The organism is Pseudomonas sp. BSw22131, assembly GCF_026810445.1.
Taxonomy (GTDB): Bacteria; Pseudomonadota; Gammaproteobacteria; order Pseudomonadales; family Pseudomonadaceae; genus Aquipseudomonas; species Aquipseudomonas huanghezhanensis.
In genome coordinates this window covers 3,439,565-3,452,531 of the sequence record NZ_CP113949.1, presented here as the reverse complement: position 1 = coordinate 3,452,531, position 12,967 = coordinate 3,439,565, and the positions used below count along the sequence as shown (strand labels likewise).

The following is a 12,967-nucleotide window of genomic DNA, read 5'->3' as shown; positions in this document are numbered from 1 at the left end:
GTTCACTCAAGGCTTTTTCGCAAGCGGGGGGAGCGCGCTGTGGTCCCCCATGAACAGCTCAAGCTTTTTACGAAGCCAGCGCTCGGCCGGGTCGGTGTCCATCACGCTCAGCCAGACCATGGACAGGTCCAGATTGGGTGTGATGAACGGCAGCGGTTCGCCATACAGCAGGCCTTGGCGCGTCATCGCATCGGTCAGGTGATCGGGAATGTTGCACAGCAAGTCGGTGCCAGCCATCAGCGCCGGCAACGTGCTGTATTGCGGCACGGACAGCACGGCATGGCGTTTGCGTCCGATGGCATCCAGCCACTCATCGGCAAAGCTGCTGATGTTGGCCACATGCGACACCACCACATGCGGGCGTGAGCAGTATTCGTCCAGCGTCATCGGTTTGAACGATTTGTCGGCTCGAACCACCATCGGTTGCACCGTTCTGAGCATTTTGCGCTTCGCATTGGCGGGCAACTCACGCGTCAGGCACACGCCAACACTCACTTCGCCGGCCATCAGCAATTCCGAAATATTCCAGTAATTGACCTGCTTGATCACCAGCACGATGCCTGGCGCTTCCTCGCGAATGGCGCGCAGCAGCGGCGGCAACAGGCTGTACTCAACGTCATCAGACAGGCCCAGGCGAAACGTCATGTTGCTGCTGGCAGGGTCGAAGTCGCGGGTCAGGCTCAGCGCCACCGACATGGCGTCCAGCGCGGGGGACAGATGATGAATGATCTCCTGAGCCCTTGCCGTGGGTTCCATGCGGTGGCCGACACGCACGAACAATGGGTCGTTGAACAGGGCTCGCAAGCGGTTGAGGGCGGCGCTAATGGTGGGCTGGCCCAGAAACAGTTTTTCCGCAGCGCGTGTCACGTTGCGCTCTTGCATCAAGGTCTCGAATACCACCATCAGGTTGATGTCGGCCTTGCGCAGCTCATTTCGATTCATCGGTCCTTGCCCCCAATACCCAACATCTGGTCACCCGCTGTTACGAAATGATGGGCGCAGTTTATGGAGCGCGATTGCACTGCGTCCAGCACGGTGGGGTAGATAGCGGGATTTTAATGCGCGATCAACCGCTTCTGGCCGGAGGCCGTGGGAGGCCAGTTTGCTGACGATCTGCGGCGCAGCGGCAGCAAAAGACGCGAATGCGATGCCCCTGACACGACGGCGCCCACCTGTTTGCGACCAGTTCCCGGTCGATCGTCAGCAAGCTGAACTCCCACGCCCTCCGGGCAGAAGTATCGTCAACGCTCGCGACTGAACTTCCCCGGAGCCTCACCAGTCAGCATTTAAACGCTCACACGAGGCTCGATATTTATGCTGATTTCTTTGAAAGGCCAGGTTGCTCTGGTCACTGGCGGCAGTTCCGGACTGGGCGCCGCCTCTGCCAAGGGCCTGGCCGATGCAGGCGCTGCGGTGGTCATCAACTACAACTCACACGCCGAGCCCGCTGAAAAACTCGCGCAGCAGATTCGTGATAACGGCGGCCAGGCGGTTGCCGTTGGCGCTGACGTGTCAAAAGAAGATGACGTCGAAAAGCTGTTTGCCAAGACGCTGGAAGCCTTCGGCCGTCTAGATATCCTGCTGGCCAACTCCGGCCTGCAAAAGGACGCCCCCATTGCCGACCTCACGCTGGCTGACTGGAACAAGGTGATCGAGGTCAATCTCACCGGGCAGTTTCTGTGTGTGCGGGCCGCGCTGCGCCAGTTCGCCAAACAACAGATCCGTCCTGAAGTGTCCCGGGCACTGGGCAAGGTGATCCACATGAGCTCAGTACATCAATTGATCCCTTGGGCCGGTCACGTCAATTACGCGGCGTCCAAGGGCGGCATTGATTTGTTGATGCGCAGCATCGCCCAGGAAGTCGGCGAGCAGCGTATTCGCGTCAATAGCATTGCACCGGGTGCCATTCGTACCGCCATCAATACCAAAGCCACCGAAGGCGACGCCGAGAAGAAACTGCTGCAATTGATCCCTTACGGCCGTGTCGGGGAAGCCGATGACGTCGCAAATGCGGTCGTCTGGCTGGCCTCGGATGCCTCCGATTACGTGCACGGCACGACCCTGTTCATCGATGGCGGAATGAGCTTGTATCCGGAGTTTCGAAACAATGGCTGAAAACAACCGGCAACCTCAGTCCCGTCCTCGCGACGAACTGCAAAACGCCATCGAGAACCACGGCATCATCGGCGACATGCGCAGTGCCGCGCTGGTGGCCGACACCGGCAGCATCGACTTCTGTTGCTGGCCGGACTTCGACAGCCCCTCCATCTTCACCGCCTTGCTGGACACCCCTGACGCCGGGATTTTCCAGCTTTCGCCTGACCTGCCTGATGCGCGACGTCAGCAGCTTTATTTGCCCGAGACCAACGTGCTGATGACACGCTGGATCACCGAGAACGCCGTAGTCGAAGTTACTGACTTGATGCCCGTTGCCACTGAAGTGGAAGACCTCCCGCGCCTGGCGCGCAGGATCAATGTGCGGCACGGCCGCTGTACGGTACGCATGGTCTGCCGTGTGCGGCACGACTACAGCCGCGCGGACACCACCGCGAGAGTCGATGGCGACGACATTTTGTTCGAAGCCAGTGGTCAGCCTTCGATGCGGCTTTCGGCGACCACTCGCCTGAGCCTCGACGAGCATGCGGCGGTGGCCGAGTTCGAGATGAGCGAGGGCGATACTGTCGAGTTTGTGCTGGGCGGTGCGGACGACGAGCAGGTCAGCGCTGGTAAATGTGATCGCTACCTTCAGAACACGCTCAAGTTCTGGCGCGGCTGGAGCAGGCAGTCCGAGTACCGCGGACGCTGGCGCGAAATCGTCAACCGTTCAGCATTGGCGCTCAAGCTGCTGACCTCGCGCAGGCATGGCGGCATCATCGCGGCCGCGACGTTCGGTTTGCCCGAAGAAGTTGGCGGCGAGCGGAACTGGGATTACCGTTACACATGGATCCGCGACGCCTCATTCACCGTCTACGCCTTCATGCGGCTGGGCTACACCGAAGAAGCCAATGACTTTATGCGCTGGGTGCGTGAGCGCATGGGCGACTGCTGTACAGACGCGCACAAGCTCGGAATTCTGTATTCGCTGGAGGGTGAGGAAGAACTCCCCGAAGAAGAACTGGACCATCTGGCCGGACACGGCGGCGCAACGCCAGTGCGCATCGGAAACGAGGCATACAAACAGACCCAACTGGATATCTACGGCGAGTTGCTGGATGCGGTTTATCTGGCTAACAAGTACGGCGAAGCCATTTCCCACGAGGGCTGGAAGCACGTCACCCGGTTGACCAACGAGCTGTGCGAGAAATGGCGCAGCAAGGACGTGGGCATCTGGGAAATGCGCGGCGACGACAAGCATTTTCTGCACTCGCGGCTGATGTGCTGGGTGGCGCTGGACCGCGCATTGAGATTGTCGTTGAAGCGTTCGTTGCCCGCGCCGTTTGATCGTTGGGATAAAGAGCGCCAGGCGATTCATGACGACATCTGGACAAATTTCTGGGACGAAGACCTCGGCCATTTCGTGCAGCACACCGGCAGCAAAAACCTCGACGCCTCGATGCTGCTGATGCCGCTCGTGCGCTTCGTCGGTGCCAGTGATCCGCGTTGGTTGTCGACGCTTGAAGCCATCGAGCGCACCCTCGTGCGCGACGGCATGGTGTACCGATACCGCAACGACGATGTGTACGACGACGGACTGATGGGCGACGAAGGCGCGTTCGTTGCGTGTTCGTTCTGGTACGTCGAGTGCCTGGCAAGAGCGGGCAAGGTTGAGCAGGCACATCTGGAGTTCGAGCAGTTGTTGCGCTACGCCAACCCGCTCGGCCTGTATGCCGAGGAGTTCGACGTCCACGGCCATCATTTGGGCAATACGCCGCAGGCCCTAAGCCACTTGGCCTTGATCAGCGCTGCGACATTCCTGGACCGCAAACTGGATGGCGGCAAGACCCAGTGGCAGCCCTGAAATCGTCGTTTTTTGTTGCGCATAGACATCCTGGAGCTGACGAGCTCAGGCGAGGCCGCGATGCAATGTGTCTGACACACCGCAATCGCGGCCTCGCTCTGGCTCGTCAACGCCTACAAAAAGCAATCGGTGCGACTCGCAGGCTCGTTGTTACTACAGAGTTCATTGGACAGGAGCGCCTTCGCGAATGAATTCGCGCCTACAGACATCGCGCTGGAGTTGAAGAACTCATACTAAAGCCGGAGAACACCATGTCTCATCCCTTCAAAGTCGGCGATCACGTCAAGTGGAATTCCGAAGTCGGTCATGTCAAAGGCGTCGTGACCAAGGTCCACACCCAAGACGTGGAATTCATGGGTCGCCACCGCAAAGCCTCCAAAGACGAGCCGCAGTACGAAGTGAAAAGCGACAAAACCGGGCACCTGGCGATGCACAAGGAAGACGCACTCAAGCGCTGATGGCCGTCCGTTAAATCTCTTGTGTCAGCGGAATCAGCAAAAGCGGGTTGCGCGCACTCAACCGCTTCCTTCTCAACACGTTAAGAATCAGCCTGGCGCCCGGCGGCGGCGACCTGGAGTCAGAAAGCCGTGGGCGGCTGAACACGCGGTGTCTTCCAGCGACCCGATGCGGTCATAATGACCTCACGTAACTCCTTTTGATGGCTGCAGGTTTTGATAACTGCGGGTTTTATGACCGCACGTTGAGATGCATGCAGGTTCGAGGTCGCCATGACAAATCCTTTGCTGCTGGCGTTGGTACCTTTGGTGGCCGACTTATCCCGCGAGCTGCCGGACGAAGAGCGCTATCGGCGCTTGTTGCGTTCGCTGCGCCAGTTATTGCCGTGCGATGCGGTGGCGCTGCTGAAGCTGGAAGGCGATGTGCTGATACCGATGTCGGTAGAGGGCCTGAGTCCCGACACCCTTGGGCGCCGCTTTAGGATCGATGAACATCCACGACTGAAGATCATTCTGGAACACCGCGGCCCAACGCGGTTTTCCACCGACTGCGAGTTGCCGGACCCCTACGATGGGCTGGTGGACGGGCATCATGGCGACCTGCAGATTCACGACTGTCTGGGCTGCCCGCTGTATGTGCAGGACACCGCTTGGGGCGTGATCACTCTCGACTCGCTTGACCCGTCGAGCTTTGGCCAGGTCGATCTGGACAATCTTGAGGCGTTTGCCAGCCTGGCGGCAGCGACAGTGACGGCCAGCGAACGGATCAACCAACTGGCGCGCAGCTTCGAAGATCAGCGGCAGTTGGCCGAAGTCTACAAACGCGCGGCGGGCGGCCGTGGTCCACGCGAGCTGATCGGCCAAAGCGCCGTCCACAACCGTTTGCAACAGGAAATCCAGCTGGTCGGCAACAGCCCGCTTACCGTTCTGATCACCGGTGAAACTGGCGTCGGCAAGGAACTGGTCGCCGAGTCCATCCACCTGCATTCTCCGAGGGCGCACAAACCGCTGATCAGCCTTAACTGCGCGGCGCTGCCGGAGTTGCTGGTGGAAAGTGAATTATTCGGCCATGTGAGAGGCGCGTTTTCCGGAGCGGTCAACGGCCGCAGCGGCAAGTTCGAACTGGCCGATGGCGGCACGTTGTTCCTCGATGAAGTCGGTGAGTTGCCGTTACCGGTGCAGTCCAAGCTGTTGCGAGTGTTGCAGAGTGGGCAGTTACAGCGGGTGGGGTCTGATCAAGAGCATCACGTTGATGTACGGATCATCGCGGCCACCAACCGCGACCTGGCGGAAGAAGTGCGTGCGGGGCGCTTTCGGGCTGATCTGTATCACCGCCTGAGCGTTTACCCGTTGGTGGTGCCGCCGCTGCGCGAGCGCAACCGCGACGTGCTGTTGCTGGCCGGTTACTTTCTCGAAGAAAACCGCGCGCGCATGGGGTTACGCAGCCTGCGCATCAGCAGCGACGCACAAAAAATGCTGCTGGGGTACTCCTGGCCGGGCAACGTCCGCGAGTTGGAGCATCTGATCAGCCGAGGCGTGTTGAAAGCCCTGTCGGCCCATCCCGAGCGACCCCGGATCCTGACAATCGATGCCGCAGCCTTTGGGCTGGCTGAAGAGGTTGCTCTCGCGGCGCCGGTATTGTCGCTGAACGCCGCTGTTCCTCAGGTTCCCTCCGGCCAAGGGCTGAAAGAAACGGTGGACGCCTTCCAGGCCTTGCTGATCGGCCAAGCGCTGGAGCGGCATCAGGGTAAGTGGGCAGACGTGGCAAGGGAGCTCAACGTAGACCGCGCCAACCTGAGCCGTCTGGCGAAGCGGTTGGGAATTCGTTGAGATGGAGGCGCCACACCCCAGCGCCCTACGGGCAGCATCAACATCAAAACCTCCGCGAATCTTGCAGGAGCCACCGGAGGTTACGACGGTCGCAATGGCCGCACAGCGGCCCCAAACCACGCACTCCAATTCCCCCTGAAATCCCCGGGCACGCAGGCATCAATGCGCAATGTCTTCCAGCGCCAGGTTGCGTGTACGCGGCCCGAAGGTGGCGATGGTGATCATCACGATCAGCATGCTGATCACGATAAATGTCAGCACCCCGGGCGTGCCGAAGTGATCGAGAAAGAATCCGATCAACAGGCTGCTGAACACCGTCGACAAACGGCTGAACGAGTAACAGAACCCCACCGCACGCGCGCGGATATTGGTGGGGAACAATTCGCTCTGATAGGAGTGATAACTGAAGCTCAGCCAAGCGTTGCAGAAAGTGATCATCACGCCGCAAAAGATCAGCCCCAACGCCGTGGTCTGTTGCGCGAACAACGTGCCGAAGATCATCGAGCCCAGTGCCGAGCCGACGATTTGCCACTTGTTCTCGAAGCGATTGGCGAACCTGACAAACAGCAGCGGCCCCAGCGGGTAGGCGAGGGTGATGACAAAGGCATACGCCAGGCTGTGCGTGACACTGACGCCCTGGCCTGAAAGAAGCGCCGGCAGCCAGTTGCCGAAGCCGAAAAAGCCGATGGCCTGAAACACATGAAACACGATCAGCATCAGCGCGCGGCGGCGATAGGGCGGCTGCCAGATATCCGCAAAACGGCCTTTGCCCTCTACCGTCACCGTGTGTGTTTCTGGCGGGTCGAGGGTCTGGCCAGGGGATTTGCGCTGCAGGTCGTCGAGGCAGCGCCGTTCCATGTCGTCCATGATGCGCTCGGCCTCCTCGAATCGACCGTGTTGCGCGAGCCAGCGTGGCGATTCCGGCAGGCGCGAGCGCAGCCACCAGATAAACAGCGCGAACACCGCGCTGGCCAGCACCACCCAGCGCCAGCCGGAAATCCCGAACGGCGCCTGCGGCACCAGCCACCAGGACATCAGCGCCACAGACGGCACCGATAGAAACTGCACGAAAAATGCGAATGCGAACGCCGAGCTGCGCATGCGTTTAGGCACCAGCTCCGACAAATAGGCATCGATGGTCACCAGTTCGATGCCCAGGCCGATGCCCACCAGAAAACGCATGCAGATGATGCCCAGTGCGGACGTCTGAATGCCCATCAAGACTGTGGCGACGGTGTACCAGATGAGCGCAAAGGTGAAGATCGCTCGACGGCCGTAGCGGTCGGCGATAGGGCTCAGGCAACTGGCGCCCAGAAACAACCCCAGAAACGTTGCCGAAGCGAACGCTGCCTGGTCGGAGAAGCCGAACACGCCTTGATTGCCGGTTGCAAACAATCCGTCGCGGATCAGGCCGGGGCTGATGTAGGCGGTCTGGAACAGGTCATACAGCTCGAAAAATCCGCCGATGGAGAGCAGGGCTACCAGTTTCCAGAGCGTGGCGACAGCGGGCAGGCGATCAATACGGGCGCAGATCTGCGCCGCGCGGACCGGGTCGACCCCGTCACCTGCGCGATGAGCCTCTGAGGGGCTTTGAGTAATAGACGGCATGTGCGGCATTCCAAATGCTTGTGTCGACCCATGTTAATCGTTTGGCAGTTGAATCGAGACAAAACATTTCTGCGCGTTTAAGCTTTGCGGCTTGCCGCCACCACGTCCCGGATTCCTGTGAAGTACACACTGCCCACCACCGCCACCGCGCCTTTTTGCCCTTCTGCTGTGACCGATACAGTCGAGATCCCGGCCAACGCCTCGTTTTTACGCAAGATGATGCTGTTTGTCGGGCCAGGATTGCTGATCTCCATCGGCTATATGGACCCGGGCAACTGGGCGACGGCTATCGAAGCAGGCTCGCGTTTTGGCTACTCATTGCTGTTCGTGGTGGTGCTCGCAAGCCTCTCCGGGATGGTCCTGCAAAACCTCTGCTCCCGGCTTGGCATCGCAACGGGTCGCGACCTTGCGCAATTGTCGGCGCAACGCTACAGCCCGAACGTGGCAAAGGGCCAATGGATACTCGCCGAGTTATCGATCCTGGCGACCGACCTTGCCGAAGTGCTGGGCGCTGCGTTGGCGTTTCACCTGCTACTGGGCGTTTCAATCACCACCGGCGTTGCCCTCACGGCCTTCGATACCGTTATTGTGCTGGCGCTGCAGGGCGCTAATTTCCGGCGCCTGGAGGCGATCATCCTCGGGCTGATCGTCACTATCGCAACCTGCTTTTTCATCGAACTGGTGCTGATCAAACCGTTCTGGCCCGATGTGGTGGCCGGGCTCAAGCCGTCGTGGGATGTGCTGAGCAGTCAGGAGCCGCTGTACATCGCGATCGGGATCCTCGGTGCCACGGTCATGCCGCATAACCTCTATCTGCACTCATCGGTGGTGCAAACCCGTGTCAACGGCACCACTGAGGCGAGCAAAGCCAGCGCGATCAAATATGCGCGGGTCGACACCATCGGTTCACTGAGCCTGGCGCTGATCATCAACGCCGCGATTCTGATTCTCGCGGCGGCTGCGTTTCACGGCACCGGGCACACCGATGTGGTGGAAATCCAGGACGCCTATCATCTGCTCGATCCGTTAGTGGGCGGCACGCTGGCGAGCATTCTGTTTGGCGTTGCCTTGCTGGCGGCCGGGCAAAGCTCGACATTCACCGGCACCATCGCCGGGCAAGTGGTGCTCGAAGGCTTCTTGAACGCCAAGATTCCCTGCTGGCAGCGGCGGCTGATTACCCGCGGGCTGGCGCTGATTCCGGCGTTCATTGGCGTGGTCTGGTTCGGCGATGGCGCGGTCGGCAAGATGCTGGTGCTCAGCCAGGTGGTGCTCAGCCTGCAACTGCCATTCGCATTGTGGCCATTGATTCGCTTTACCAGCGACAAACAGCTGATGGGACCGTTTGCCAACAGCGTGACCACCAAAATCCTCGCCTGGGGGCTGTTCGGCCTGATCTCCGTTGCCAACCTGACGCTGATGTATTTCTGGGTGAGTTGAGTATCCGCATATCCCGCTTGTGTTTAGCTGACGAGCCCTGGCGAGGCCGCGATGCAATCTATCTGACACACCGCAATCGCGGTCTCGCCCAGGCTCGTCAGCTCAGGTTCACAGAATCTGCGGCCTATCCTGTTGGGCTGAACTCCTGTGCAGGCCCGGAACTCTGAACCCAAAGGCCGCCACCGGCCTCAAGGTGAGGATGAGGCCATGGCAACCACTCGCATTTCACAGCACACAGATCACGCTGTAGACCAAAAAGGCCAGGTGTTTGAAACCGACCTGCCAGCGCGCCTGGACCGCTTGCCGTGGGGGCGCTTTCACACCTTGCTGGTGATTGCGCTGGGCATCACCTGGCTGCTCGACGGGCTGGAAGTGACGCTGGCGGGTTCGGTGTCCGGCGCACTCAAAGACAGCCCCGTTTTGCACCTCACCAACAGCGATATCGGGCTGGCCGGTGGCGCCTACATCAGCGGTGCCGTGCTGGGCGCGCTGCTCTTCGGCTGGCTGACGGACCGACTTGGTCGCCGCAAATTGTTCTTTATCACCTTGATTCTCTACGTGAGCGCGACGGCGGCGACGGCGTTTTCATTCAGCCTGTGGAGCTTCATGCTGTTCCGGTTTCTGACCGGGATGGGCATTGGTGGTGAATACACCGCGATCAACTCGACGATTCAGGAGTTCACCCCGGCGCGCTTTCGCGGCTGGGTCGATTTAACCATAAACGGTACCTTCTGGATCGGCGCGGCTGTCGGTGCGGTTGGCTCCATTGTGCTGCTGGACCCCGGCTGGATCGGGGGCGATCTAGGCTGGCGGCTATGTTTTGGCATTGGCGCGGTGCTGGGGCTGTTGATTCTGGTGATGCGCCTCTGGCTGCCGGAAAGCCCGCGCTGGTTGTTGATTCATGGCCAGGCCGACGAAGCCCGGCAGATCGTTGAGGACATCGAAAAAGGCTTTCGCCAACACGGCCACACGCTGCCTGAACCCACCGGTACACCGTTGCGCCTGCATGCACGGGATCACACGCCGCTTGGGGAAATCTTTCAGACGCTGTTCGTTGCCTATCGCCAGCGCGCATGGGTGGGCATGACGCTGCTCACCGCTCAGGCGTTTTTCTACAACGCGATTTTCTTCACCTACGCGCTGGTACTGACCGAGTTTTACGGCGTGCCTTCTGCGCACATCGGCTGGTACGTATTGCCTCTCGCGCTGGGTAATTTCTGCGGTCCGCTGCTGCTGGGCCGGCTGTTCGACGTGGTTGGCCGACGCGTGATGATCAGCCTGACGTACGCCATTTCGGGGGTATTGCTGGCCATCAGCGGTTACCTGTTTCAGCAGGAGCTGCTCAGCGTCACCCAGCAAGCGATTGCCTGGATGGTGATTTTCTTCTTTGCCTCGGCGGCGGCGAGTTCGGCCTATCTGACCGTAGCGGAAACCTTCCCGCTGGAAATTCGCGCCCTGGCCATTGCGGTGTTTTACGCCTTCGGGACCGGGCTGGGCGGCATTATCGGCCCGATGCTGTTCGGTGAGTTGATCGACAGTCATGATCGCGGCAACGTCTTTATTGGCTATTTGATCGGTTGCGCGCTGATGTTGATTGCGGCGTCGGTGCAGGCCATCTGGGGCGTCGCGTCGGAGCGCAAATCCCTTGAAGAGGTAGCACGCCCGCTGTCCCAGGCCCACGACTGATTTCTGGTGATTGGGTGGTTTCTTTCAATACTGTTGCCGGCGCATTGATTACCGTCACTGGACATTCAGTGGCGGAGAAACGATGTGACGAGTGTTTGGGTTTCCATGGCGCTGTTTGCGCTGGCGGCGTCTATTTCGCCTGGTCCGGTGAACGTCGTCGCGCTCAGTTCGGGCGCGCAGTACGGCCTTCGCTCAAGCTTGCGGCACGTGCTGGGTGCAACGGTTGGCTTTGTCGTGCTGTTGCTGTTCACCGGTTTTGGACTGCACGAGATCCTCCGGCAGTGGCCGATTTTGACGGATCTGATTCGATGGGCGGGGATGGCATTTTTGCTCTATCTGGCCTGGAAGCTGGCGGTTGACAGTGGCCAACTGAACCTCGGTCGCGCGACGCGGCAGCCTTCCCTGTTGCACGGTGCGGCGATGCAGTGGCTCAACCCCAAAGCGTGGCTGGCTGCGGTGGCGGGTATGGGGGCATTCGTGGCCGGCGGTGAGGCACGACTGATCGGCATCTTTGCGATCATCTACTTCGTCGTCTGTTACCTGTCGGTCGCCTGCTGGGCGTATGCCGGCGCTTTTCTGGGCCAGTACCTCGGCAGCCCCGCGCGCATTCGACTGTTCAACCGCTGCATGGCACTGCTGCTGGCCGTGTGTGCGGTGTCACTGCTGTGGGTCTGAGTGAAGATCCTTGATTAAGGCTTGTATTGCCCGGGAGTCACGGCCAGGTGTTTTTTGAACACCCGCTGGAAGTGCGCCTGATCGGCAAATCCTGTCTGTACGGCAACGTCGGTAATCGGGTCGCCCTCACGCAGTTGCGTCTGGGCCAGTTGAATCCGCCGATTGATCAGATAAGCGTGGGGCGTCATGTGGTAACGCTGCTCAAAAGCGCGAATCAGATAGGCTTCGGACAAGTTGGCTGCCCGGCAGATTTCCTCCAGTCGAACCGCCTCAAGACAGTGCTGGTCGATGTACGCGGCGGCGCGCTCGACTTTCTGGTTGGCCTTGCGCACAGGCGGTGCCGAACAGCCCAGTGTTTGCTGCATCAGCAGGCAATAGGCGAGGGTGGCTTCATGCTTGCGCAAGGCATCGACGGCAGGATCGATCAGCATCGCGTGCAACGTGAGCAACCCTTCAAACAACGCCACCGAATGCGTGTGCGTTGCCGCAATCGGCCGAAACGCCTGCGCCTCACCGACGCTGCAGACCTGCTGAATGGACGCCAGCCAACCCGCGTCGATGTACAGCATGATGTAGGACCAAGGCTGATCTTCGATGGGATTACAAGCGTGAACGTCACCTGGGTTCATCAGCACTACGGTGCCGGTGCTGATGGTCAGGGAGGTTTTCTCGTGCAGGTAAGTGCTGCTTCCGGAGGTGATCGCACCGATTGAAAACACATCATGGGAGTGGCGCGAGTAACACACCTTGCGCCCGTCCTCGATACAGCGCGCCTCAATGAACGGTAATTGTGCGTCGCGCCAGAAATGCGGCGTGGTCGGGGAGATCGTCCGATGATCAGCGGGCATGGTGCTGTCCTCTGGTGTAATCAGCCGCCAGTCTTGCAGCTATGAAAGATGTCCAGCACAGGCTGGTATTCCACGGTGGTGACGTCGAGCAAGCCTAGCACCGAATGGAACAGGTAATCGTGGCTCAGGTCCGGTTGATCGCGCCTGGCTTGCAGGCATTTGAGGTCGGCGCCCACGGTCTGGACTTTCAGGGTCTCCTTGATCGCCACGTGCTGCTTGGTCAGCTTGCCGATGGCGTACACGTAATTGGTCGGGTTGATGAAGTGGGTAAGTTTGTCCTCATCACGAACAATCGGTGCGTACGTCGAGTAAAACGCGCCAACCGCTACCGCGATCACCGCCAATCACCCGATGGCGACCAGCACCTTGTTGATCAAGCCCGGCAGCACACGGCGACAGGTCACCGGCAACCGCCAGATGGCCACGGTCGGCAGCACGCCCAGCACCAGCAAGTAGCCGATCAGGGCACT

Annotated in this window: 10 protein-coding genes and 1 pseudogene; 7 read left to right on the top strand and 4 right to left on the bottom strand. The window is 60.0% G+C overall.

Features of this window, described 5'->3' with window-relative positions:
- Positions 1 to 6: 6 nt before the first annotated feature.
- Complete coding sequence (locus OYW20_RS15490) at positions 7 to 942, bottom strand: LysR family transcriptional regulator (RefSeq protein ID WP_268796832.1); 936 nt, start codon at positions 940 to 942, stop codon at positions 7 to 9.
- A gap of 372 nt (positions 943 to 1,314) precedes the next feature.
- On the opposite strand from OYW20_RS15490, the gene OYW20_RS15485 reads away from it, so the two are divergent.
- The 4 genes from OYW20_RS15485 to norR all read left to right on the top strand — a co-directional run bounded on the left by OYW20_RS15485 (position 1,315) and on the right by norR (position 6,243).
- Complete coding sequence (locus tag OYW20_RS15485) at positions 1,315 to 2,115, top strand: SDR family oxidoreductase (RefSeq protein WP_268796831.1); 801 nt, start codon at positions 1,315 to 1,317, stop codon at positions 2,113 to 2,115.
- On the top strand, positions 2,108 to 3,958 hold the full coding sequence (locus OYW20_RS15480) for a glycoside hydrolase family 15 protein (RefSeq protein ID WP_268796830.1): 1,851 nt from the start codon (positions 2,108 to 2,110) through the stop codon (positions 3,956 to 3,958). Before OYW20_RS15485 ends, OYW20_RS15480 begins: the two co-directional genes overlap by 8 nt.
- Positions 3,959 to 4,209: 251 nt before the next feature.
- Positions 4,210 to 4,416 (top strand): hypervirulence associated TUDOR domain-containing protein, encoded by a 207-nt coding sequence (locus OYW20_RS15475; RefSeq protein ID WP_268796829.1) that lies wholly within the window; start codon positions 4,210 to 4,212, stop codon positions 4,414 to 4,416.
- 270 nt (positions 4,417 to 4,686) lie between these two features.
- On the top strand, positions 4,687 to 6,243 hold the full coding sequence (gene norR / locus OYW20_RS15470) for a nitric oxide reductase transcriptional regulator NorR (protein ID WP_268796828.1): 1,557 nt from the start codon (positions 4,687 to 4,689) through the stop codon (positions 6,241 to 6,243).
- Between the two features lie 159 nt (positions 6,244 to 6,402).
- Here norR and OYW20_RS15465 read toward each other — a convergent pair whose 3' ends face one another.
- Complete coding sequence (locus tag OYW20_RS15465; protein WP_268796827.1) at positions 6,403 to 7,851, bottom strand: MFS transporter; 1,449 nt, start codon at positions 7,849 to 7,851, stop codon at positions 6,403 to 6,405.
- 168 nt (positions 7,852 to 8,019) lie between these two features.
- On the opposite strand from OYW20_RS15465, the gene OYW20_RS15460 reads away from it, so the two are divergent.
- The 3 genes from OYW20_RS15460 (at position 8,020) to OYW20_RS15450 (ending at position 11,649) form a co-directional block, all read left to right on the top strand.
- Positions 8,020 to 9,288 (top strand): Nramp family divalent metal transporter, encoded by a 1,269-nt coding sequence (locus OYW20_RS15460; protein ID WP_268801152.1) that lies wholly within the window; start codon positions 8,020 to 8,022, stop codon positions 9,286 to 9,288.
- A gap of 207 nt (positions 9,289 to 9,495) precedes the next feature.
- A complete protein-coding gene (locus tag OYW20_RS15455) occupies positions 9,496 to 10,974 on the top strand; it encodes an MFS transporter (RefSeq protein WP_268796826.1) in 1,479 nt (492 codons plus the stop codon).
- Between the two features lie 105 nt (positions 10,975 to 11,079).
- Positions 11,080 to 11,649: a LysE family translocator gene (locus OYW20_RS15450; protein ID WP_268801151.1), complete on the top strand. Its 570-nt coding sequence runs from the start codon at positions 11,080 to 11,082 to the stop codon at positions 11,647 to 11,649.
- 14 nt (positions 11,650 to 11,663) lie between these two features.
- Here the strand turns inward: OYW20_RS15450 and OYW20_RS15445 are convergent, their stop codons facing one another.
- Positions 11,664 to 12,497 carry an AraC family transcriptional regulator gene (locus tag OYW20_RS15445; protein WP_268796825.1) on the bottom strand — a complete coding sequence of 278 codons (834 nt, stop codon included), beginning with the start codon at positions 12,495 to 12,497 and terminating at the stop codon, positions 11,664 to 11,666.
- Positions 12,498 to 12,661: 164 nt separating this feature from the next.
- A pseudogene (locus OYW20_RS15440) lies at positions 12,662 to 12,961 on the bottom strand (phosphoethanolamine transferase domain-containing protein); the annotation flags it as partial.
- Positions 12,962 to 12,967 lie beyond the last annotated feature (6 nt).

Excerpts from the sequence above, each read along its gene's own strand:
- OYW20_RS15490 (WP_268796832.1), bottom strand. The coding sequence starts at position 942 with ATGAATCGAAATGAGCTGCGCAAGGCCGACATCAACCTGATGGTGGTA.
- OYW20_RS15485 (WP_268796831.1), top strand. The coding sequence starts at position 1,315 with ATGCTGATTTCTTTGAAAGGCCAGGTTGCTCTGGTCACTGGCGGCAGT.
- OYW20_RS15480 (WP_268796830.1), top strand. The coding sequence starts at position 2,108 with ATGGCTGAAAACAACCGGCAACCTCAGTCCCGTCCTCGCGACGAACTG.
- OYW20_RS15475 (WP_268796829.1), top strand. The coding sequence starts at position 4,210 with ATGTCTCATCCCTTCAAAGTCGGCGATCACGTCAAGTGGAATTCCGAA.
- norR (WP_268796828.1), top strand. The coding sequence starts at position 4,687 with ATGACAAATCCTTTGCTGCTGGCGTTGGTACCTTTGGTGGCCGACTTA.
- OYW20_RS15465 (WP_268796827.1), bottom strand. The coding sequence starts at position 7,851 with ATGCCGTCTATTACTCAAAGCCCCTCAGAGGCTCATCGCGCAGGTGAC.
- OYW20_RS15455 (WP_268796826.1), top strand. The coding sequence starts at position 9,496 with ATGGCAACCACTCGCATTTCACAGCACACAGATCACGCTGTAGACCAA.
- OYW20_RS15450 (WP_268801151.1), top strand. The coding sequence starts at position 11,080 with ATGGCGCTGTTTGCGCTGGCGGCGTCTATTTCGCCTGGTCCGGTGAAC.
- OYW20_RS15445 (WP_268796825.1), bottom strand. The coding sequence starts at position 12,497 with ATGCCCGCTGATCATCGGACGATCTCCCCGACCACGCCGCATTTCTGG.